The following is a 21,705-nucleotide window of genomic DNA, read 5'->3' as shown; positions in this document are numbered from 1 at the left end:
TCTCGTCTCACGAATGGGACAGCCGGGGGGCGGACGTGCGATGCACGTTCGATTCCGGTCCAATCACAACTACTCGGAAGTGTGGACCAATATGTCTGAGAACTACGGCAACAGCGACGAGCAGCAGAACTACGGCCAGGAGGGCGGCTTCGGCGGCCAGGAGTCCAGCGAGGGCTCCTCCTACGGCTCGGAGTCCTCCAACGAGGGTGGCTTCGGCGGCCAGGAGGGCGGCCAGAGCGAGGGCGGCTTCGGCGGCGGCGAGCAGTCCAACGAGGGCGGCTTCGGCGGCGGCCAGGAGCAGTCCGAGGGCTCCTCCTACGGCTCCAGCGAGGGCTCGAACGAGGGCGGTTCCTCCTACGGTGAGCAGTCCGACGAGGGCAGCTCCTACGGTGGTGGCGAGCAGTCCGAGGGCTCGAGCGAGGGCGGCTTCGGCGGCCAGGAGTCCAACGAGGGCGGCTCGTCCTACGGCTCCGAGGGTGGCCAGAGCGAGGGTGGCTTCGGCGGCGGCGAGCAGTCCAACGAGGGCGGCTTCGGTGGCGGGCAGGAGCAGTCCGAGGGCTCCTCCTACGGCTCCGACGAGGGCTCGAACGAGGGCGGCTTCGGCGGCGAGCAGAGCCAGTCGCAGTACTGATCTGCTGATCACACGGATCGAGCGCCGGGCCCGCAAGGGACCCGGCGCTCGACGCATTTCACACAGAGATCTCACACGGAGATCGACGATCAGGCGCGGTACGCCACCCATCCGTCGATCATGCGCTGCACCTGACCCGGCGTGAACTCGTCCATGCACGCGTCCTCGGTGTAGTCCATGAAGTTGTGGATCGGGTCGAGGCCCGGCGCGGTGCAGGTGTCGGAGCCCTCCGGGCAGCCGAAGGCCGGCGCGGCCTCGGCCGGGGTGTCGGCGACCTGGTCACCCTTGCCGCGACAGCCACCCTGGAAGGTGTGGTAGAGGTGCAGCCAGTGGCCGACCTCGTGCGTTGCCGTGTCGCCCTCGTCGTACGGCGCCGCCGAGCCACCCGGCAGCGACTCACCGAGGATGACCACACCGTCCTGCGACCCGATGTTCTTGGTCGGGAAGGTCGCCCAGCCGAGCAGACCGTCGTCGATCTCGCCGATGTAGACGTTGAGCGCGTTGTCGCCGCCCTGGCGCAGGGCCGCCTTCATGTCCCGCTCCCCGGTCGAGCCGGAGATGATCGGATACCAGGCCGGGTTGATCGTGGTCTCCTGGCCGGCCACCTCGAAGGAGAACGGCGTGCCGGCGTACGCCGCGTTGAGCACGTCGATCTGGGCGTCGATGTTCGCCTGCGGGACGGCTCCGGTGGTGGCGTTCTCCTGGATGACATGGATGTAGGTCGGGATGGTCGTCGCGGCGAGGTTGGCGGTGCCGCCCTTCTTCCCCTGCGCGGCCAGCGCACTGGAGAGCGCCTTCTCCTTGGCGTCGGCCTGCTTCGCGGTCAGATGGTTCGTGTCGCGGACCTGCTTGGCCCCTTCGGCGACGCGGGCGGCGCCGACCTCGTGCGGGTCGAAGCAGGCATCGCCTCCTGCGGACGCCTGCATCGCGCCCGCGGGGGCTGCGGCTGCCAGGCCTGATGCCACGAGAACACCGAGTGCGCCCATCGCCGCTGCTCTGTTGACCAGCTTGGGAATCGACATGGGGGTATCCCTTCCTGAGACAAGTTGCCTCAGGCTAGAGCAGGAATACCCTCAGGGGGAACGGTGTTACGGAGAATTTGCTGTTCGGGTAACGGCAGACCGAACGATCAGCCGCACGCAGGCGCAGCCGGCAGCGGAGCGGGCACCCCGACCGACGGCATGCCGAGCCCGACCGAAGCGGCCTCGGGCTCGGGTCGGCCCTGGCGCGCCTCCCAGGCGTCACCGGAACGGGTGCGGCGTACCTCGAGCACGGGGTTGTCGGCGACCAGGTGGTGCGGGGCCGCGTAGGTGACCTCGACCTTCACCATGTCGCCGGGACGTACGCCATCGGCCCCGGCCGCATTGAAGTGGACCAGCCGGTTGTCGGGAGCGCGACCGGAGAGCCGGTGGGTCTCGGCATCCTTGCGACCCTCGCCCTCGGCGACCATCAGCTCGAGCGTACGTCCGACGTTCTTCTTGTTCTCCTCGTAGGCGATCTCGTTGACGAGGTCGACGAGCCGGCCGTAGCGGTCCTTGACGACCTCCGGAGAGATCTGGTCGGGGAGATCGGCGGCGGGGGTGCCGGGACGCTTGGAGTATTGGAACGTGAAGGCGGAGGCGAAGCGCGACTCACGGACCACGTCGAGGGTGGCCTGGAAGTCCTCCTCGGTCTCCCCCGGGAAGCCGACGATGATGTCGGTGGTGATCGCCGCGTGCGGGATCGCCGCGCGGACCCGCTCGATGATGCCGAGGAACTTGGTCGACCGGTAGGAGCGGCGCATCGCCTTGAGCACGCGGTCGGAGCCGGACTGCAGCGGCATGTGCAGCGACGGCATCACGTTGGGCGTCTCGGCCATCGCGTCGATGACGTCGTCGGTGAACTCGGCCGGGTGCGGGCTGGTGAACCGGACCCGCTCCAGCCCCTCGATCTCGCCGCAGGCGCGCAGCAGCTTGGAGAAGGCCTGCCGGTCGCCGAACTCGACGCCGTAGGCGTTGACGTTCTGGCCCAGCAGCGTCACCTCGGTGACGCCCTCGGCGACCAGCGCCTCGATCTCGGCGAGGATCTCGCCCGGTCGCCGGTCCTTCTCCTTCCCCCTCAGAGAGGGGACGATGCAGAAGGTGCAGGTGTTGTTGCAGCCCACGCTCACCGACACCCAGGCGGCATAGGCCGATTCGCGCTTGGTCGGCAGCGTGGACGGGAAGACCTCGAGGGACTCCAGGATCTCGACCTGGGCCTCCTCCTGCACCCGGGCCCGCTCGAGCAGCACCGGGAGCGAGCCGATGTTGTGCGTCCCGAACACCACGTCGACGTACGGCGCCTTCTTCGTGATCGTCGCGCGGTCCTTCTGCGCGAGGCAGCCACCGACGGCGATCTGGAGGTCGGGGTTGGCCTCCTTGATCGGGGCCAGGTGGGAGAGGTTGCCGTAGAGCTTGTTGTCGGCGTTCTCCCGCACCGCGCAGGTGTTGAAGACGACCACGTCGGCCTGCGTGCCCTCGGTCGCCTTCAGATAGCCAGCATCCTCCAGCAGCCCGGAGAGGCGCTCGGAGTCGTGGACGTTCATCTGGCACCCGTAGGTGCGGACTTCGTAGGTGCGCACCGCCGAAGCGGAGCCAGAGGCGATCGACGTAGTCATAGCGCCTTCAAGCGTACGACCGCATGGGCCGCGTCGAGGAATCCAGCGCGGATGACCGGCGCTGCGGACGTACCGAATCTTGTTGGTTATCTGGTTGTAACCGATCCCGGGGGCCAAGTCATAGATGTGCAATGCAGGATGTGGTTAGGTCTGCGGCATGACCGTGCTTGACACCGAATCCGCCAGCGCACCTTCGGGAGACGCCTTGGTGGTTCTTGACCATGTCGACAAGCACTACGGCGACCTGCACGTGCTCCGGGACATCAATCTGGAGATCAAGCGTGGCGAGGTCGTCGTGGTGATCGGGCCGTCGGGCTCGGGGAAGTCGACTCTCTGCCGCGCGATCAACCGCCTGGAGACGATCGACTCGGGCACGATCAAGCTCGACGGCAAGGAGCTGCCCGCGGAGGGCAAGGGCCTGGCCAAGCTGCGCGCCGAGGTCGGGATGGTCTTCCAGAGCTTCAACCTCTTCGCGCACAAGACGATCCTGCAGAACGTCACGCTCGGCCCGATGAAGGTGCGCAAGCTGAAGAAGGCCGAGGCTGAGGCCGAGGCCAAGAAGCTGCTCGACCGCGTCGGCGTGGGGGTCCAGGCGAGCAAGTACCCGGCACAGCTCTCCGGTGGTCAGCAGCAGCGCGTCGCCATCGCCCGGGCGCTGGCGATGAAGCCGCAGGTGATGCTCTTCGACGAGCCCACCTCCGCGCTCGACCCGGAGATGGTCAAGGAGGTGCTCGACGTCATGGTTAGCCTCGCCAAGGAGGGCATGACGATGATCGTGGTCACCCACGAGATGGGCTTCGCCCGCGTCGCCGCCGACCGCGTCGTCTTCATGGCCGATGGCCAGATCGTCGAGTCGAACACCCCGAGCGAGTTCTTCGACAACCCGCAGTCCGAGCGCGCCAAGGACTTCCTCGGCAAGATCCTCAAGCACTGAACGTACGTCTCGGGTGAGCCCTGAGCTCGCGAACCCTGCAACGCATCAACCCTTAATTCCAGAAGGTGGAAACGATGAAGTTCACGAAGATCGCCGCGACCCTGGGCGCTCTCGCGCTCACGGGCTCGCTCGCTGCCTGTGGTGGTAGCGACGACACCGGCTCCGACGCCGGCGGCGACAAGATCAAGATCGGCATCAAGTTCGACCAGCCGGGCCTCGGTTTCAAGGAGGCCGACGGCGACTACTCCGGCTTCGACGTCGACATGGCGGAGTACATCGCCGAGGGCCTGGGCTACGACGACGACCAGATCGAGTGGGTCGAGGCCGTCTCCGCCAACCGCGAGACCTTCCTCAAGGACGGCACCGTCGACATGATCCTGGCGACGTACTCGATCACCGACGAGCGCAAGGCCGAGGTCGACTTCGCCGGTCCGTACTACATCGCCGGCCAGGACCTCCTGGTCGCCGCCGACAACACCGACATCACCGGCCCCGAGTCGCTCGACGGCAAGAAGCTCTGCTCGGTGACCGGCTCGACCTCGGCCCAGAAGGTCAAGGACGAGTACTCCGAGGGCGTCCAGCTGCAGGAGTTCGACACCTACAGCAAGTGCGTCACCGCGATCGACGGCGGCCAGCTCGACGCGATGACCACCGACGACATCATCCTGGCCGGCTACGCCCAGCAGGACCCGGGCAAGTTCAAGATCGTCGGTGCGCCGTTCTCCGAGGAGAACTACGGCGTCGGTCTGCCCAAGGGCAGCGAGGACCGCGACAAGATCAACGACCTGATCGAGAAGGCCTTCGAGGACGGCGCTTGGGAAGAGGCGTTCAACGACAACCTCGGTGAGTCCGGCTACGAGCTGCCGGAGCCGCCGGCCGTCGACCGCTACTGAGCAAGCTTCACGTCATGCCGAGTCGGCGCAATCCGGTCCTCGCTTCGCAGCGGGCCGAATGCGCCGGCTCGGCATGACAGACGCTTTTCTGAACAATCCTGGAAGGACCCATGGATCTCTTCTCCGAGTACGGGTCAGCCATCCTGACCTCGTTCGGGCTGACTCTGCGGCTTGCCGTCTACAGCGGCATCTTCGCGCTCATCCTCGGCACCGTGCTCGCCGTCTTCCGGGTCTCCCCGGTGCCGGTGCTGCGGTTCGTCGGTGCGGCCGTCGTCTACACGTTCCGCAACACGCCGCTGACGCTGGTGATGTTCTTCGCGCTCTTCGGGCTCGCTTATCAGCTCGAGTTCTACCCCGCGCCTGACGACCTCTACGAGAACAACTTCCGTCTCGCCGTCCTCGCGCTGGGGATCTACACCTCGACGTTCGTGTGCGAGGTGCTCCGGGCCGGCATCAACACGGTGCCGCTCGGACAGGCCGAGGCGGCTCGCGCGATCGGCCTCACCTTCACCCAGAACCTCACTCACATCGTTGTCCCGCAGGCGCTGCGCTCGGTGATCAACCCGCTGGCCAGCGTGCTCATCGCGATGACCAAGAACACCACCGTCGCCGTCACCATCGGTGTCGTCACCGCGAACGGCGTCAACGAGGCATCGGGCCAGATGAAGACCATGATGGAGAACGAGTCCGACCAGATCCTGCTGATCTTCATCATCTTCGCGATCGGCTTCATGATCCTGACCCTGCCCATCGGCTTCGTCGCCAACTGGGCCTCCAAGCGATTCGCGGTGATCCGATAATGGCCGCCTCCGTTCTCTACGACGCCCCCGGCCCGCGTGCCAAGGCGCTCAACCGGGTCTATTCCGGTGTCGCGTTGGTGGCGCTCCTGGCCATCGCCTGGTTCGTCTGGTCGAAGTTCGACGAGACCGGCCAGTGGGAGGCCGCCAAGTGGACACCGTTCCTGGAGTCACCTGCCTGGGAGAACTTCCTCATCCCCGGCATCATCGGCACGCTGAAGGCCTTCGCGGTCGGCTCGATCCTCGCGCTCGTCTTCGGGTTCGTGTTCGCCGTCGGCCGGCTCTCCCAGAGCAAGCTCGTCAGCCTGCCTTCGGCGGTGGTCATCGAGTTCTTCCGCTCCATCCCGATGCTCCTGCTGATGATGTTCATCTACTTCATGCAGGCGCCGCTCGGATTCGACACCAGCGTCTTCTGGGCGGTCGTCCTCGGCCTGATGCTCTACAACGGCTCCGTCCTCGCCGAGATCATCCGAGCCGGCGTCGGCGCGCTCCCCAAGGGGCAGACGGAGGCCGGTGTCGCGGTCGGGCTCACGGGCGGGCAGGTGATGCGTGCGATCCTGCTGCCTCAGGCGGTGCGCTCGATGCTTCCGGCGATCATCGCCCAGCTGGTGGTGCTCCTCAAGGACACCGCGCTCGGCTACATCCTCGCCTACAGCGAGCTGCTCAATCAGATCGTCAAGCTCGACGGCAACTTCGACAACCTGCTGCCGGCAGCGATCGTGGTCGCCGCGATCTACATCACCCTCAACACGATCCTCGGACTCCTCGCCAACTACGCCGAAGTCCGTACTCGGCGCGTGGGACGCACCGCGGCACCGGTCGGTCACGCCGACGCGATCGACCCGGTCGCGGCCGAGGCCGAGCTCGTGCAGAAGGCGAACGCTTCCAACACCGGAACCGGGCCCGCCTGAGAATCCGGACAGACCGACGGCCCGCTGCCCTTCTCGGGGCAGCGGGCCGTCGCGTGCTCGCTCTTACTTCTTCTTCGGGGTCACCCAGAGGTTGATCGTGCCCTCGATGGCCACGGTGCCGTCCTCACGGATGCCCTTGACGCGCACCGCGAGGTCACCGTCGGCGGTGTCCCACTCCTCCTGGTCGGTCTCCGCGATGCAGGTGATGTCGGTGGAGGCCTTGGCGGTGTAGGAGACGGTCATCCCCTTGGGGATCCAGCGCTTGTCACGCGGGATGGTGACCTCCGCAAGGGCACCCATCGCCATCTCGAGACCGTTGCACAGCGCGATGGCGTGAACGGTGCCGATGTGGTTGTGGTTGCCCTTGCGGTTGGGGACGATGACCTCGGCGTAGTTGGGTCGCAGCTGGTTGACCAGCGGGTGGATGGACCCGAAGTAGGGCGCCTTCTTCGCGAACGCGACCGAGAATGCTCGCTTGCCGACAACCGGGACACGGTTGAAGGACTTCCAGAGGTCGTAGAGCTGGCTCATGGCAGTCAGGTTACCCGAGGGTAACCTCCTCCCCTCTCCTGGCCCGAGATCAGGAGAGGGAGAGGAAGACCTTCTCGAGCTCCTCGATCTGCTCCGGGCGATCTCCGTCGGCGTGCGCGCGGCGCAGCTCGTTGGAGAGCAGCGCGAAAGCCGCCTTGTCGAGGGCACGGGTCACTGCCTTGAGCTGGCCGACCACATCGGCGAGCTCACGGCCGTCTTCGATCATGCGGAGCACGCCACCGAGCTGGCCTTGAGCCCGGCGGACTCGATTGACCACGCTCGTCGTCTCCGCGTCCCGAGGCTGGGGGACGGTCACGTCGTCAGTCAAAGTCTTGCCTTCCATCATTTCTGGCATCATTCCTGGCTCGTTGTTGTATCCCCCGGGGGACAACGGTCCAGACCAGTTGGCGTTACGGTTCTTTTTGGTTGATTCCGGTTTTCGCCTACACCGGACGGAAGTTCGTGCTAGTTGCCCGTTGGCCACACGATCTCGACGCGGTTGCCGAACGGATCACGGACATGGAAGCGCTGGAAGCCCTCGGCGTTGTAACGCTGGCTCCAGTCGACGTCGAAGCCGAGGTCGGCCAGTCTCGCGCCCGTGGCCGTCAGGTCTGCCTCGGTCTCGACCGCGAGAGCGGGATGGGCCTTGGCCTGCGGTCGGTGCGGATCCTCGACACCGAGGTGGATCTCCGCGCCGCCCGGTGAGCGGAACCAGGCGCCACCACGCTTCGCCAGCTCGGCCGGCTTCGGGACCTCGGTCAGCCCGAGGCCATGGGCGTAGAAGGTCCGGGCCTCGTCCTCGTGACCGGCGGGCATGCCGACCTGCACGTGATGGATCCGCATCATGCCTCCAGCCTGCGGGCGACCACGAAGACGCGGCGGAACGGGAGCAGGACGAAACTGTTTCCTACCGAATCGTTTCGTGCCGGATAGGCCTGTGCCAGACGGTTCTTGAGCTCCTCGGCGAACGGCTCGAGGAGACCGGCCTTCTCCAGCGCCGCAGCCGTCGGACGGAGGCTCGTTCCGGCGATCCAGGTGAAGACCGGGTCCTCCCCGGTCAGCACGTGGAGGTACGTCGTCTCCCAGGCATCGACCTCGAAGCCCTCCCGCACCAGGACGTCGTAGTAGTCGGCCGGGTCGTGCGACCCGGGCGCCTCGAGGTGACGGGTGTGCTCGGCGTACGGCTCCTCGGCGGCGAGCTCCTCGCGGAGCCGGTGGCTGGGCTCGTCGAAGTTGCCCGGGACCTGGAAGGCGAACCAGCCGCCCTTCCCGACCGCCCCGGCGAGCGCAGGAAGCAGGTCCAGATGACCGGGGACCCACTGGAGGGTGGCGTTGGAGAGGAGTACGTCGACCGATCCCGGCACCACCGAGTCGACCCAGTCACGAAGGTCTGCCACCGCGAAGTCGACGCCGTCGATGGTCGCGCGCGCCTTGTCGATCATCGGCGAACTGGAGTCGAGGCCGACGACTCTGGCCTCCGGCCAGCGGCCGGCCGCGAGGGCGGTCAGGTTGCCGGGGCCGCAGCCGAGGTCGACCACGGTCTTCGGACGATCCGCGTCGACCCGGCGAAGGAGATCGCCGAACGGCCGACCTCGCTCGTCGGAGTAGGTCAGGTAGCGCTCGGGATCCCATGCGGTCATGGCGTACATCCTCTCGATTTCTCTTGATGTCAAGATATTCTGATCGTCTCGCCGACTTGTCTCGATGTCAAGATTCTCGATGGGACGATCTTGGGCTACGCTCTCGCCATGCGCGACGAAGTCGACGACCTGAGCGAGGCCTGGGCACACGAGCGGCCCGACCTGGACCTGGGTCCCGTCGAGATCTTCTCGCGACTCTCCCGCCTCTCGCGTCACCTCGACCTCGCTCGGCGCGACGCGTTCTCGGGCTCCGGGATCGAGTCGTGGGAGTTCGACGTACTGGCCGCGCTGCGCCGAGCGGGCGACCCCTACGAGCTCTCCCCCGGCCGGCTGCTGCGCGAGACCCTGGTGACCAGCGGGACCATGACCAACCGTGTCGACCGGCTCGCCTCGCGCGGTCTGGTCGAACGGCTGCCGGATCCGGCCGACCGGCGCGGTGTGCTCGTCCGGCTCACCCCCGACGGCAAGGCGACCGTCGACAGCGCCTTCGAGGCGCTGCTCGCGGCCGAGCGGGAGTTCCTCGACGGCCTCTCAGGCGACCAGCAGAGCCAGCTCACCGACCTACTGCGCCGCCTGCTGGTCCCCTTCTCGTCCTGACCATCGCCCCGCCGAGTCGGCTCATCCTGACCGAAATCCTCGCCGAGTCGGCTCGTCATAACGCGCCGACTCGGCGGTTGATCTCGTCAGTTTGCGCCGACTCGGCGTGCTGGCGCCGAAAGCGCTACTCCAGGACCTCGGCTGCCTCGAGCCACTCCAGCTCGAGGTCGTCCTTCTCCGCGGCGAGCTGATCCAGCTCAGCGCTGAGCTCGGCGAGCCGGGTGTAGTCGTTGACCGACTCGGCCATCGCGAGCTCGAGCTTCTGCTGCTGCTCGCCGATCCGCTCGAGCTGCTTGTCGATCCTGGCGATGACCTTCTTCGCCGCTCGCTCGTCGGCAGAGCCGGGCTTGGCCTTCGACGGGCCACCCGCTGCCGTCTCGGCCGACGCGCGTGACGCCTCGGCCTGCGGGGCTGACGCCTGGACAGGGATGGGGAGGCGGCGCTCAAGATACTCGTCGACACCACGCGGGAGCATGGAGATCTGGCCGTCGCCGAGGAGGGCCCACACGGAGTCGGTGACGCGCTCGAGGAAGTAGCGGTCGTGGGAGACGACGATCAGGGTGCCGGGCCAGGCGTCGAGGAAGTCCTCGAGAACGTTGAGCGTCTCGATGTCGAGGTCGTTGGTCGGCTCATCGAGCAGCAGTACGTTGGGCTCGGTGAGCAGCAGGCGCAGCAGCTGGAAGCGGCGGCGCTCGCCGCCGGAGAGGTCGCCGATGCGGGTGACCAGCTTGTCGCCGGTGAAGCCGAAGCGCTCGAGCATCGAGGTCGCCGAGAGCTCTTGGCCGTCGGTCGTCTTGGTGACGCGCTTGATCGACTCGACGGTGGGGAGTACTCGCGCCTCCGGGTCGAGGTCATCGAGCTGCTGGGTCAGATGCTGGAGAGCGATGGTGCGGCCGTGGCGTACCTTCCCCACCGCAGGCGGAAGGGAACCGTCCAGGAGCGACAGCACCGAGGTCTTGCCGGCGCCGTTGACGCCGACGATGCCAATCCGGTCGCCCGGGCCGATGCGCCAGGTGGCGTGCGACAGCAGCTGCCGCTCGCCGCGGAAGAGGTCGACGTCCTCGACGTCGATGACGTCCTTGCCGAGCCGCTGTGCAGCGAACTTCTGCAGCTCGAAGCGGTCGCGCGGCGGAGGTACGTCCTCGATGAGCTGGTTGGCGGCGTCGATGCGGAACTTCGGCTTTGAGGTACGCGCCGGGGCGCCGCGGCGCAGCCAGGCCAGCTCCTTGCGGACCAGGTTCTGGCGGCGTACCTCGGTGGCGGCGGCCTGACGGGACCTCTCGGCCTTGGCGAGGACGAAGGCGGCATAGCCACCCTCGTAGGCGTCGACTTGGCCGTCGTGGACCTCCCAGGTGAACTGGCACACCTCGTCGAGGAACCAGCGGTCGTGGGTCACCACGACGAGCGCGGACGAGCGCGCGGCCAGGTGCGAGGCGAGCCAGGCCACAGCCTCGACGTCGAGGTGGTTGGTGGGCTCGTCGAGCACGATCAGGTCGTGGTCCCCGAGGAGCAGCTCGGCCAGGGCACAGCGACGGCGCTCGCCACCGGAGAGACCCATGACAGAACGGTCGAGGTCGATCCCGGCCAAGAGCTGTTCGACGATCTCACGGAGCACGGGGACGCCGGCCCACTCGTGGTCGGACCGCCCGCCGAGCACCGCCTCGCGCACGGTGTGGGAGTCGATGAGCTGGTCACCCTGGTGCAGGAACCCGACCAGCAGGCCACGCTGGCGGGAGACGCGACCGGAGTCTGGCTCCTCCAGGCCGGTCATCACCTGCAGGAGCGTCGTCTTCCCGTCGCCGTTGCGGCCGACGATGCCGACCCGGTCGCCGGCGTTGATGCCGAGGGAGACGTCGTCGAGGAGGGGCCGGATGCCGTACGCCTTGGAGACGTGCTCGAGGTTGAGGAGGTTCGCCATATCGTCTCCCATTGTCCCCGAGGGCGGTGAGGCAGCCAGCATCGCGGCGGCCACCCAGCGGCACACCGGGCGGACGAAGAGCCCCTGACCTGCTTAGACTCAGTGCAATGGCCGAGAAGACGACGCTCCGCGAGCACACGCACGGCTCGCGTCAGATGATCCTCGAAGCAGCGCTCCGGCTGGCCGCCGAGCGTGGCTATGTCGGCACGACGATGGCGCTGGTCCGTCGCGCGACCGGCCTCCCGCCGTCGTCCCTCTACTGGCACTTCTCCAGCAAGGACCAGCTGCTCGCCGAGGCGCTCGAGCACGGCTACACCCGCTGGAACGACATCGCCCCGCGGTGGGAGCCGACACCGACCGGCGACGACCTGCGCGAGGGACTGCTGGCCAACCTGCGGCGTACGACGTCGGACACCCACGGCGCCAGGGCCGACTGGTGGCGGATGGGCCTGATGCTGGCGCTCGAGTCCGGACCGACGGTCGGCGACGGTCCGCGCGAGCGCTTCCTCCAGATCCGCACCCAGACGCTCGCCGAGTTCGAGCGGTGGTGGGCCGAGGCGGTCGACCTTCCGGCCCCGCACATCGAGACCCTCGCGCGGCTGACGCTCGCCGCCCACGACGGCCTCTTCATCCACGCCCAGACCGACGAGTACGCCGAGCTCGACCCGCTCCGGCAGCGGCTCGCCGACGGGCTGGCCGAGGTCGCGGACCACCTCCGTAAGCAGGACCCGGCGGCCGTCCCCGAGGCCATGGAGCTGCCGCCGGTGACGTACGCGGGCAGGAGCAGCAGCCGCGAGAAGCTCGTCGCTGCAGCGCTGGAGGTCGCCGCGGAGAGCGGCTACGAGGGCGCCTCGATCAGCCGGATCTGTGCCGCGGCGGAGCTGCCGGCCTCATCGGTCTACTGGCACTTCGCGAACAAGGACGACCTGTTCTCGGCCGCGGTGGACGACTCCTACCGCGCCTGGATCAGCACCCAGTCGTCCTGGCAGCCGCCGAGCGCGGACTGCGACTGCGCCACCGAGCTCCCCCTGCTGCTGAGGCCGCTGGTGGCCAGCCTGCGCCGGCTGCCCCCGTTCCTGCGGATCGGCCTGATGCTGGTGCTGCCGAAGCGGTCCGAGCCACTTCCCGGCCGCGACCGGTTCCTTGCCGTACGCCGCCAGTCGCGCGACGACTTCGCCGGCTGGTTCCGCGGAGCTCTCGGTGACGACGGATCCGCGCACGCCGACGAGATGGCCGCACTGCTGCTGGTGATCGCAGACGGACTTCTCTTTGCCGAGGCGCTCGACAGCGCCGACATGCCACCGGCCACGACCTCGGACCTGCTGGCGCGACTGGTGACGGCTACGCCGTTTCATACACAGATCAGTCACTGACCTACTACCGTAGGTCCACAGAAGGTTTACGGCGCTAACGGGCGGAAACGCATCGAACTGTATGCCGTGTCATCTATTTCCGCAGGTCAGGAATGAGATTTATCCAACATTTGCTCCACAACCTCCGGAACGATCGTTACAGTGACTGCTGTCACAGAGAGTTGGAGGCCCCAGATCCCCCCTTCGTGGTGCCTCCGTCTCAATTAAGGAGATCCCCCCATGAGCGTCACTGCTATCCCCACCCTGGCTAGTCAGCACGACCATGAAGGTGCCCCGAGGACGACCTCCTCGGCGACCCCGTCTGCGACGAAGGCCCTCCAGATCCTGGAGGCATTTCTCGGAGCCGGCCCCAAGCTCGGTGTCAGCGAGATCGCTCGCACCGCGGGGCTTCCCAAGTCGACCGCGTTCCGCCTCCTGCGCCACCTCGAGCAGAGCGGGTACGTCGAGCGCACCGGACGTCACTACGTCCTCGGCCGCCGCCTCTTCGAGCTCGGCAACGCAGTGCAGATCTGCCGCCCGCAGGGCATCCGGGAGACCGCGATGCCGCATCTGGCCGAGCTCTACGTGGCGACCGGCAAGACCGTCCACCTCGCCATCCTCGAGGGCACCGACATCGTCATCCTGGAGAAGATCACCGGACGCGGTGGCATCCAGCCGGACACGTACGTCGGCGGGCGAGCGCCCGCCGCCTGCTCCGCGCTCGGCAAGGCGATCCTCTCGTTCAGCGACCGCAACCACATCGCGGCCGTACTCGAGTCCGGCCTGGTCAGGCGCACCCGCCACTCGCACGGCGACCCGGCGAAGTTCCTGGCCGAGCTCCGCCGCGCCAACAGCGAGCGCATCGCCTTCGACCGCGAGGAGGCCCAGCTCGGCATCGTCTGCGCCGCGGTCCCGATCATGATCGAGGGCCGCGCGATCGCCGCCGTCTCCGTCTCCGGCAGCGCCGCCGGGTTCAACGCCGCCAGCATCACCCGCCATCTGCGTCGCGCCGCCGCGGCGATCTCGGACGAGGTCGTCTCCAGCGCCGCCTGACCCCGGCCGAGGCGTCACGTACGTCGGCCGACACGTCACGCCCGTCGGCCGAGATGGCTCAGCGCTGCCATCTCGGCCGACGCTGCTGACGCCTCGGCGGGTTGTCAGTAGGTGACGACGTGGGCACCGGCGACGGGGCCCGGGGCGGTCCAGACGCGGTCGTACGCCTTGGCCTGCATCGCTCCGGCGACCTCGCGGGCGTGGGCGGCGTCGCGGCACAGCATCAGGACCGTCGGGCCCGAGCCGGAGAGCTGTACGGCCAGGGCCCCGGCCTCGGCGCCGTCGGCGAGGGTCTGGGCGAGGTCGGGGCGTAGTGCCAGCGCCGGGGCCTGCAGGTCGTTGGTGAGCGCCTCGGCGAGGAGCTCCGCATCGCCCTTCTCCAGCGCCATGAGCAGGCTCTCGGGCACCTGCGGGTCACCGACCTCGGTCCCGGCGTGCTCGTCGAAGGCGCGGTAGACCGCAGGCGTCGAGAGTCCCTGCTCGTTGCCGACCGCGACCCACCACCAGGCACCGTTGTCGGTGACCGGCTCGACGATCTCGCCGCGGCCCCCGCCGATGGCGGTGGCGCCGATGAGCGCGAACGGTACGTCGGAGCCCAGCTGCGCCGCCAGGTTCAGCAGGTCCTCGTCGGAGGTCTCCAGCGACCACAGGCGGTCGAGGGCGACGAGCGTCGCGGCCGCGTCGGCAGAGCCACCGGCGAGGCCGCCGGCGACCGGGATGCCCTTGTGGATCGCGACCTTCGCGGCCTTGTCGACGCCGTGGTGGGCGGCGAGAGCCTTGCCCGCCCGCACGACGATGTTGTCGTCGCCGGTCGGGATCTCGCCGAGCGCGATGTGGTCCTCCGCGGTGAGCGTGACCTGCCACTCGGCGGCCTCGCTCACGGTGACGTCGTCGTAGAGCCCGATCGCCTGGTAGACGGTCGCCAGCGGGTGGAACCCGTCCTCCCGGACCGGCCCGACGCCGAGGTGGAGGTTGAACTTCGCGGCGGCGCGGACGGTGATCGTCATGAGGGAGCCTTCCTGCCGAAGCGGAGCCCGAGGCCATTCGCTTGGAGCGATTCGGTGATGCGTACGAAGTCCGCGATGGTCAGCGCCTCGCCGCGCGCCAGTGGGTCGATCCCGGCCGCGACCAGCGCCTTCTCGGCGGCGTCGGCGGAGCCGGCCAGAGGCTTGAGTACGCCACGCAGCGCCTTGCGACGGTGCGCGAAGGCGGCGTCGACGACCGCGAAGACCTCTTCGCGCGAGACCGCCGTCGACGGCGGCTCGCGGTGACGCCAGTAGACGAGCCCGGAGTCGACGTTGGGCGCCGGCCAGAAGACGTTGCGGCCGATCACGCCGGCGCGGCGTACCTCGGCGTACCAGGCGGCCTTGACCGACGGGACGCCGTAGACCTTGGAGCCGGGCTTGGCCGCCAGCCGGTCGGCGACCTCGGCCTGCACCATCACCAGCCCGTGGCGTAGCGAGGGCAGCAGCGCCATCAGGTGCAGCAGGACCGGCACCGAGACGTTGTAGGGCAGGTTGGCGACCAGGGCCGTGGGCGCAGGGCCGGGGACAGAGTCGACCCGGAGGGCGTCCGCGCGGAGCAGGCGGAACGCGTCGGACTGGTCGGGGGCGTACTCCTGGATGGTTCTCGGCAGCCGCTGAGCCAGGACCTCGTCGATCTCGATCGCGGTGACCTTAGCGCCGGTCTCGAGGATGGCGAGGGTGAGCGATCCGAGTCCGGGCCCGACCTCGACGACGACGTCGTCGGCGCCGACGCCGGACTCGCGCACGATCCGGCGCACGGTGTTGGCATCGATGACGAAGTTCTGCCCGCGCTGCTTGGTGGGGCGGAGATCGAGCTCGGATGCGAGCGACCGCACCTCCGCCGGGCCCAACAGGCGCGGCGGGGTGCGGTCGGTCATGGGTACAGACTATGGCCCGAGGGCCGAAAGAGCCTTACTGCGGCAGACCGAGCTGCTGCGAGCAGTGCGGCCAGGAGCCGTAGCCACCGTTGGCGTCACGGACCTTGGTCGCGATCGCGATCTGGGTCTCGCGGCTGTTCTCGCTCGGGAGACCGGAGCCGCCGTAGGCCTGCCAGGTCTGCAGGTTGAACTGCAGCCCGCCGTAGTAGCCGTTGCCGGTGTTGATCGCCCAGTTGCCACCGGACTCGCACTGCGCGAGCTGGTCCCAGACGGTGCTGCCGCCGGCGAAGTTGGCTGCAGGGGCCTCCTCCTTGGTGCCGACCTTGACCACGCGGGTCTCGGCCTCCTCGATGACGTTCTGCTCGAGGACCTTCCTGGAGACGGCCTCGCCGTTCTTGAGGACGATGCGGTAGGTCACCGAACGGACTCCGTCGGAGCCCTCCTCGACGACCTCGGTGTCACCCTTGTTCATCGAGGAGTCCTCGATCTCCTTGACCGGCGCCTCGATGGCCTCCCGGGCGACCTTCTGGTTCTTGGCGGAGAAGTCGGTGAAGACGATCTTCTGACCGGTCTTCAGAGCCTTGTCGGAGGCCGGGGAGACCTTGTCCCGGCGCTCGAGGTCGACCCCGAGGTCCTTGAGCGCGTCGCCGACGGTCAGTGCGGTCACGCTGACCTTCTTGGCCTTCTTACCGGCCAGCTCGACCTTGACGTTCTTGGGAGTGATGACGTCGAGGGACATCCCGTCGCGGCCGATGTAGGCACCGCGGCTGGTCGAGAGCTCCGCCCGGTCGTAGTCACGACCGAGCTCGGCGAGAGCGCCGCCGACGGTGGTCGCGGTGACCCAGTGGTCCTGGGCCTTGCCGTCGACCTCGAGGCTCAGCTGACGGGCGTAGCGGACGCTGATCGCGCTGCCGTCCTCGACCTCGGTGTCGAGCGATGGAGCAACCGCGTCACGGTCGCCGATCTCGATGCCCTCGGCCTCGAGGACCTCACCGACGGTGTCGGCGTTGACGCTGACGTCCTTGGCCTTGCCGTCGACCGAGACGATGACATCGGTCTGGGCGGTCTTGACGCCGTACGCGGCGCCGCCCGTGGCGACCACGGCGGCGGCGAGTCCGCCGACCAGAATGGCCTTACGGCGGCGAGTAGATGCGATGTTGCGAACCCATGAGGTGGTGCTGCTGACGGGCACAATGCTCCGATGTTCGTGCTCTCCGGGCACGGGCGAACGGTGTTGCGAGATCTGGTGATCTACGCGCTGAGGCCCACCCCCAACACCGTCCGGATCTGTCCCGATCCCGGCTATCTCGCCGGACAGCGGAACAAATACGGTCGGTTAAATGCAAGTCCCCTGCCCGATCCGCAGGCAATTACAAGCATGCAATCTCGGCATCAAATGAGGGCCAGGGAGTGCTGTCAATACCTGTCGTAGCGAATGACAGGTGTGCGATTCAACACGTCGAAATCGCTGGTCAAGCGGGTCGATCAGGGCGCATGTCGTAATCCCGCCACGAAATTTCGTTCCCTCTGGCCAATAGGCGACAAATCCTTTACAGGTAACTCCGTTGCTTGGTGTTGTACTCCGAAGCCATCTCTGTCGTGATGGCCCGTCGTGCCGGTCAGTTCTCGGGGAAGGCAGATGTGCGCGATGTCACCAGACTCCGGAGGAACGATGAACAGACGCCTTACCAGCGTTCTCGCCGCGGTTGCGGTCGCCGGCGTGACGCCGGTGGCCCTGACCCACTCGTCGGCTAGCGCCGTCGAGGACTCGGGGACCCCCGCCGCCGCTGCTGCGGTGAAGCAGAAGGTCGATGACAAGCCCGACGCGCTCAACACCAAGCGCCGCGAGCTCAAGACCAACGCCGCCACTGCTGTCGCCACGGGCGAGAAGCAGACGGTCACGAAGAACGGCAGCGAGGTCGTGAAGATGGGCTCGGGCAAGAACGCCCGCTGGGTGGAGCACGAGCCCACCGAGAAGTCCCAGCTGCTGAGCTTCCTGGTCGAGTTCGGCGAAGGCGGCAACCCAGCCTTCCCCGACAACACCTCGGGCCCTCTCCACAACGAGATCGCGCCGCCCGCTGAGAACGACAACTCCACCTACTGGGAGGAGGACTTCTCGCGCGAGCACTTCATGGACATGTTCTTCAACCAGGAGAAGGGCGCCGAGTCCTTCCACAACGTCTACAAGGAGATGTCGAGCGGCCGCTTCGACCTCCAGGGCGACGTCAGCGACTGGGTGACGCTCCCGCACGCGGAGTCCTACTACCAGAACGACAAGGGCGACGAGACCGCCGCCGCGATGAAGAACTACGTCCAGGACAGCGCCAACGCCTGGTACGACGCGCAGAAGGCGGCGGGCAAGACCGACGCCGAGATCACTGCGTACCTCCAGGACTACGACATCTGGGACCGCTACGACCTCGATGGCGACGGCAACTTCAACGAGGCCGACGGCTACATCGACCACTTCCAGGCGATCCACTCGGGTGTCGGCGAGGAGGCCGGCGGCGCCCCGTGGAGCATCTGGTCGCACCGCTGGGCCGCGAACGCGTCCGGCTCCGACGGCCCCGCCAACTTCCCGAAGGCCGGCGGCGTCAAGATCGGTAACACCGACATCTGGATCCGCGACTACACCACCGAGCCCGAGAACGGCGGCCTCGGCGTCTTCGCGCACGAGTTCGGCCACGACCTCGGTCTGCCGGACTTCTACGACACCGCGGGCGGCGAGAACGGCACCGGCTTCTGGACCCTGATGAGCTCGGGTTCCTGGCTCGGTCATGGCGACGGCACCATCGGCACCACCCCCAACCACATGGGCGCCCCGGAGAAGCTCTTCCTCGGCTGGCTCAACTACGACACCGTCGAGGCCGGTACGTCCAAGAAGTTGACCCTGGGCCCGAGCTTCCACGACACCGGGGCGAAGACCCCGCAGGCTCTCGTGGTCAACCTGCCCGACGGTGAGACGACCCACGACGTCGGCTCCGGCACCTCCGGCAAGTCGTTCCTCTACTCCGGCAAGGGCGACGACCGCACCGCCACCGCGGTCAGCCCGGAGATCGCGGTCCCCGCGGGCGGCACCCTCTCGGCCAAGGTGAAGTACGACCTCGAGGCGGAGTACGACTTCACCTTCCTGGAGGCCTCCACCGACGGCGGCACCACCTGGTCGACGCCGCTGGCGACGAACCTGTCGTCGGCCGAGTACAACAACGGCATCCACGGCACCTCCGACAGCACCTGTGACGGCAACTGCGCCGACCACGACCCGCAGGAGTACGTGGACCTGACCGCTGACCTGGCGGCGTACGCGGGCCAGAACGTGAAGCTCCGCTTCCGCACCGCGAACGACGGCGGCGTCGCCTACTACGGCTTCGCCATCGACGACCTCTCGGTCGGCTCGGCCTACACGACGGACTTCTCGTCCTTCGACGGCTGGACCAACAAGGAGTACATGGGCATCACCGACGGCACCTACACGTCGACGTACCCGCGCTTCTACATCGCCGAGAACCGGCAGTACAAGGGCTACGACAAGACGCTGGCCGAGGGTCCGTACAACTTCGGCTACGGGGTCACCGCGCCTGACAAGGTCGACCACTACGCCTACCAGGACGGTCTGCTGGTCTGGTACCAGAACGGCGCCTACGGCGACAACAACACCTCCGAGCACCCCGGTGGCGGCCAGGCGCTGGTCGTCGACTCCACCGTGGGCGTCCAGAAGTGGTCGGACGGCACCCTGTCGCGCAACCGGATGCAGGGTTACGACTCGACGTTCGATGTCGACCGCACCGACCGGCTCCACCTCGAGAACGAGGTCGCCGGTGCTCCGAACAACGTCCTCGACGTGCCGCGGCGCAAGAGCGTCCCGACCTTCTACGACAGCTCGGAGACGGCCTACTGGGACGCGGCCAACCCGGCGCACTCCACCAAGACGGCCGGCAGCGGCGTCAAGATCAAGGTGCTCTCCTCGGACGAGCGCAGGGGCACGATGACGCTCAGCGTCTCCTGACCTGATCACAGCAAGGAGAAGGGCCCGAGGCGTTCGCCTCGGGCCCTTCTCCTGTCCGTGCCTGTGATTACCAGGTGCCGCCGAAGGCCGTCTCGGTGTTGGTGTTGACGGCGTTGCAGAGCGCCTCGAGGTCGTCGCCGCGTACCTCGGCCATCACCCGCATCGTGGCGGGGATCATGTAGCTGGAGTTGATCGCGCCACGGTGCGGGTGAGGCGTCAGGAACGGGGCGTCGGTCTCGACCAGGATCCGGTCCTGGGGAGTGATCGCGAGAGCGTCGCGGAGGTACTGCGCGTTCTTGAACGTCACCGTGCCGGCGAAGGAGAGGTAGGCGCCCCGGTCGAGGCACTGACGGGCGAACTCGGGATCACCCGAGAAGCAGTGCATCACCCAGCGCTCGGGCGGCCCGACGCTGTCGATCACCTCGAGCACCGCGTCATGGGCGTCACGGTCGTGGATCATCAGGGTCTTGTCGAGCCGCTTGGCGATGTCGATGTGGCGCCGGAACGAGTAGGCCTGTGTCTCGCGACCCTCCTCGTCGGTGCGGAAGAAGTCCATCCCGGTCTCCCCCACCACGCGCACCTTGTCGTGCGCCCCGGCGAGCTTCTCGATCTCGTCCAGCGCCGCCTCGAGGTCGGGCTGGCGAGGAGCGTCGTTGGGGTGGAGCGCCACACCGGCGACCATGTTGTCGTACGTCTCGGCCGCCTCGACCGCCCAGCGTGCGCCCGGCAGGTCGCAGCCGATCTGCACAACCCTGGTCACGCCCACCGACGCCGCCCGCGCGAGCGCCTCCTCGACCGGCAGACTCTCGTCCCCCCTGACGATGTCGAGGTGGGTGTGGTTGTCGACAACAGGCGCAGGAAGCGGCTCGGGAAGCGGTGGAAAACTCACGTCCCGCATCCTAGTTCGCCCCGAGAAGTCGGTTTCTGACGCCGATGCGTCGGTTCTTGACGTCGAGGCGTCGGTTCCTGACGTCGAATGGTCAGTCGTGCGACTTCTCGCCGTCAAAAACTGACTCCTCGGCGTCAGATTTCGACTACTCGGCGGGTTTGTGGACTAGGTCGTAGACCTCGCGTTTCGGTACGCCGGCGAGCCTCGCTACCTCCGCGATGGCTTCCTTCTTCGTGTGGCCGTCCTCTTGGAGGTCGGCGACGGCGGCGCGGAGGCTGTCGGGGTCGCTGCCGATCTCGGCGGACGGGTCGGCGCCGGTGACGACGATGGTGACCTCGCCGCGTACTCCCTCGGCGGCCCAGTCGACGAGCTCGGCCAGTCCCCCGCGGCGTACTTCTTCGTGGGTCTTGGTCAGCTCGCGGCAGACGGCGGCGGCGCGGGTGTCGCCGAAGGCGTCGCGCATGGCTTCCAAGGCCGCCTGGGTGCGGTGCGGGGCCTCGAAGAAGACCATGGTGCGCTCCTCCTTGGCCAGCGAGGCGAGGCGGCGCGAGCGCTCGCCGGCCTTGCGGGGCAGGAAGCCCTCGAAGCAGAACCGATCGACGGGGAGACCACTCACGGCCAGGGCGGTGAGGACGGCCGAGGGGCCGGGGACCGCGGTGACGCGTACGTCCTTCTCGACCGCGGCTGCGACCAAGCGATAACCCGGGTCGGAGACCGAGGGCATCCCGGCGTCGGTCACCAGCAGGACCCGGTTGCCGTCGAGGAGCTCGGCGAGCAGCGTCGGCGTACGCGCGGTCTCGTTGCCCTCGAAGTAGGAGACGATGCGGCCCTTGATCTCGACCCCGAGATCCGTGGTCAGCCGGCGCAACCGTCGGGTGTCCTCAGCTGCGATGACATCGGCGGTGGCGAGCTCCGAGGCTAAACGGGGTGGGGCATCCTCGACCCGTCCGATCGGGGTTGCCGCAAGTACGAGCACGCCGTCCTCTGGATCTACCACACCGATATTGTCGCAGGC

21 protein-coding genes are annotated in these 21,705 nt (G+C 67.7%); 9 read left to right on the top strand and 12 right to left on the bottom strand.

The window, feature by feature from the left end:
* The first annotated feature begins 91 nt into the window (after positions 1 to 91).
* Entirely contained in the window at positions 92 to 631 is a 540-nt protein-coding gene (locus ABZY89_RS10440) for a hypothetical protein (RefSeq protein ID WP_355226886.1), read from the top strand.
* Between the two features lie 89 nt (positions 632 to 720).
* Here ABZY89_RS10440 and ABZY89_RS10435 read toward each other — a convergent pair whose 3' ends face one another.
* A complete protein-coding gene (locus tag ABZY89_RS10435) occupies positions 721 to 1,653 on the bottom strand; it encodes a zinc metalloprotease (RefSeq protein ID WP_355226885.1) in 933 nt (310 codons plus the stop codon).
* A 107-nt stretch (positions 1,654 to 1,760) separates the two neighbouring features.
* Positions 1,761 to 3,266, bottom strand: a complete 1,506-nt coding sequence (miaB, locus tag ABZY89_RS10430) for a tRNA (N6-isopentenyl adenosine(37)-C2)-methylthiotransferase MiaB (protein WP_355226883.1) — start codon at positions 3,264 to 3,266, stop codon at positions 1,761 to 1,763.
* A 205-nt stretch (positions 3,267 to 3,471) separates the two neighbouring features.
* Between miaB and ABZY89_RS10425 the strand changes: the two genes are divergently transcribed.
* The 4 genes from ABZY89_RS10425 to ABZY89_RS10410 all read left to right on the top strand — a co-directional run bounded on the left by ABZY89_RS10425 (position 3,472) and on the right by ABZY89_RS10410 (position 6,801).
* Entirely contained in the window at positions 3,472 to 4,200 is a 729-nt protein-coding gene (locus tag ABZY89_RS10425) for an amino acid ABC transporter ATP-binding protein (protein ID WP_355227046.1), read from the top strand.
* Between the two features lie 74 nt (positions 4,201 to 4,274).
* A complete protein-coding gene (locus ABZY89_RS10420) occupies positions 4,275 to 5,093 on the top strand; it encodes a glutamate ABC transporter substrate-binding protein (RefSeq protein ID WP_355226881.1) in 819 nt (272 codons plus the stop codon).
* 110 nt (positions 5,094 to 5,203) lie between these two features.
* Positions 5,204 to 5,893: an amino acid ABC transporter permease gene (locus tag ABZY89_RS10415; protein WP_355226879.1), complete on the top strand. Its 690-nt coding sequence runs from the start codon at positions 5,204 to 5,206 to the stop codon at positions 5,891 to 5,893.
* The gene (locus ABZY89_RS10410; RefSeq protein ID WP_355226878.1) at positions 5,893 to 6,801 is read left to right on the top strand and encodes an amino acid ABC transporter permease; all 909 of its coding nucleotides are present in this window, start codon (positions 5,893 to 5,895) and stop codon (positions 6,799 to 6,801) included. The genes ABZY89_RS10415 and ABZY89_RS10410 overlap by 1 nt, the downstream gene beginning before the upstream one ends.
* Positions 6,802 to 6,864: 63 nt before the next feature.
* On the opposite strand, the gene ABZY89_RS10405 is transcribed toward ABZY89_RS10410, so the two are convergent.
* The 4 genes from ABZY89_RS10405 to ABZY89_RS10390 all read right to left on the bottom strand — a co-directional run bounded on the left by ABZY89_RS10405 (position 6,865) and on the right by ABZY89_RS10390 (position 8,972).
* Positions 6,865 to 7,332: a hotdog fold domain-containing protein gene (locus tag ABZY89_RS10405; protein WP_355021759.1), complete on the bottom strand. Its 468-nt coding sequence runs from the start codon at positions 7,330 to 7,332 to the stop codon at positions 6,865 to 6,867.
* 49 nt (positions 7,333 to 7,381) lie between these two features.
* The gene (locus ABZY89_RS10400; RefSeq protein ID WP_008362591.1) at positions 7,382 to 7,648 is read right to left on the bottom strand and encodes a metal-sensitive transcriptional regulator; all 267 of its coding nucleotides are present in this window, start codon (positions 7,646 to 7,648) and stop codon (positions 7,382 to 7,384) included.
* Positions 7,649 to 7,797: 149 nt separating this feature from the next.
* Positions 7,798 to 8,178, bottom strand: a complete 381-nt coding sequence (locus tag ABZY89_RS10395; RefSeq protein ID WP_355226877.1) for a VOC family protein — start codon at positions 8,176 to 8,178, stop codon at positions 7,798 to 7,800.
* Complete coding sequence (locus tag ABZY89_RS10390) at positions 8,175 to 8,972, bottom strand: methyltransferase domain-containing protein (RefSeq protein WP_355226875.1); 798 nt, start codon at positions 8,970 to 8,972, stop codon at positions 8,175 to 8,177. The genes ABZY89_RS10395 and ABZY89_RS10390 overlap by 4 nt, the downstream gene beginning before the upstream one ends.
* 108 nt (positions 8,973 to 9,080) lie before the next feature.
* On the opposite strand from ABZY89_RS10390, the gene ABZY89_RS10385 reads away from it, so the two are divergent.
* Complete coding sequence (locus ABZY89_RS10385) at positions 9,081 to 9,569, top strand: MarR family transcriptional regulator (protein ID WP_045546820.1); 489 nt, start codon at positions 9,081 to 9,083, stop codon at positions 9,567 to 9,569.
* A gap of 124 nt (positions 9,570 to 9,693) precedes the next feature.
* Here ABZY89_RS10385 and ABZY89_RS10380 read toward each other — a convergent pair whose 3' ends face one another.
* On the bottom strand, positions 9,694 to 11,487 hold the full coding sequence (locus ABZY89_RS10380; RefSeq protein WP_355226874.1) for an ATP-binding cassette domain-containing protein: 1,794 nt from the start codon (positions 11,485 to 11,487) through the stop codon (positions 9,694 to 9,696).
* A gap of 107 nt (positions 11,488 to 11,594) precedes the next feature.
* Between ABZY89_RS10380 and ABZY89_RS10375 the strand changes: the two genes are divergently transcribed.
* Positions 11,595 to 12,860 (top strand): TetR/AcrR family transcriptional regulator, encoded by a 1,266-nt coding sequence (locus ABZY89_RS10375; RefSeq protein WP_355226872.1) that lies wholly within the window; start codon positions 11,595 to 11,597, stop codon positions 12,858 to 12,860.
* A 219-nt stretch (positions 12,861 to 13,079) separates the two neighbouring features.
* The gene (locus ABZY89_RS10370) at positions 13,080 to 13,892 is read left to right on the top strand and encodes an IclR family transcriptional regulator (protein WP_160158759.1); all 813 of its coding nucleotides are present in this window, start codon (positions 13,080 to 13,082) and stop codon (positions 13,890 to 13,892) included.
* Positions 13,893 to 13,996: 104 nt separating this feature from the next.
* Here the strand turns inward: ABZY89_RS10370 and ABZY89_RS10365 are convergent, their stop codons facing one another.
* From ABZY89_RS10365 to ABZY89_RS10355, 3 genes are read right to left on the bottom strand one after another with little or no spacing between them, the layout of a single operon-like run.
* Positions 13,997 to 14,899: a 4-(cytidine 5'-diphospho)-2-C-methyl-D-erythritol kinase gene (locus ABZY89_RS10365; protein ID WP_355226870.1), complete on the bottom strand. Its 903-nt coding sequence runs from the start codon at positions 14,897 to 14,899 to the stop codon at positions 13,997 to 13,999.
* Complete coding sequence (gene rsmA / locus ABZY89_RS10360) at positions 14,896 to 15,795, bottom strand: 16S rRNA (adenine(1518)-N(6)/adenine(1519)-N(6))-dimethyltransferase RsmA (protein WP_355226868.1); 900 nt, start codon at positions 15,793 to 15,795, stop codon at positions 14,896 to 14,898. Before rsmA ends, ABZY89_RS10365 begins: the two co-directional genes overlap by 4 nt.
* A 34-nt stretch (positions 15,796 to 15,829) precedes the next feature.
* Positions 15,830 to 16,987 carry a ubiquitin-like domain-containing protein gene (locus ABZY89_RS10355; RefSeq protein WP_355226867.1) on the bottom strand — a complete coding sequence of 386 codons (1,158 nt, stop codon included), beginning with the start codon at positions 16,985 to 16,987 and terminating at the stop codon, positions 15,830 to 15,832.
* Between the two features lie 480 nt (positions 16,988 to 17,467).
* On the opposite strand from ABZY89_RS10355, the gene ABZY89_RS10350 reads away from it, so the two are divergent.
* Positions 17,468 to 19,801, top strand: a complete 2,334-nt coding sequence (locus ABZY89_RS10350) for an immune inhibitor A domain-containing protein (RefSeq protein ID WP_355226865.1) — start codon at positions 17,468 to 17,470, stop codon at positions 19,799 to 19,801.
* A gap of 67 nt (positions 19,802 to 19,868) precedes the next feature.
* On the opposite strand, the gene ABZY89_RS10345 is transcribed toward ABZY89_RS10350, so the two are convergent.
* Both ABZY89_RS10345 and rsmI read right to left on the bottom strand, forming a co-directional pair.
* Positions 19,869 to 20,699, bottom strand: a complete 831-nt coding sequence (locus ABZY89_RS10345; RefSeq protein WP_355226863.1) for a TatD family hydrolase — start codon at positions 20,697 to 20,699, stop codon at positions 19,869 to 19,871.
* 136 nt (positions 20,700 to 20,835) lie between these two features.
* A complete protein-coding gene (rsmI, locus tag ABZY89_RS10340; protein ID WP_355226861.1) occupies positions 20,836 to 21,687 on the bottom strand; it encodes a 16S rRNA (cytidine(1402)-2'-O)-methyltransferase in 852 nt (283 codons plus the stop codon).
* Positions 21,688 to 21,705: the final 18 nt, after the last annotated feature.

Origin of the sequence: Nocardioides sp. NPDC006303, from assembly GCF_040613175.1 — a bacterium.
GTDB lineage: Bacteria > Actinomycetota > Actinomycetes > Propionibacteriales > Nocardioidaceae > Nocardioides.
This window is presented reverse-complemented; position numbering and strand designations above follow the sequence as displayed.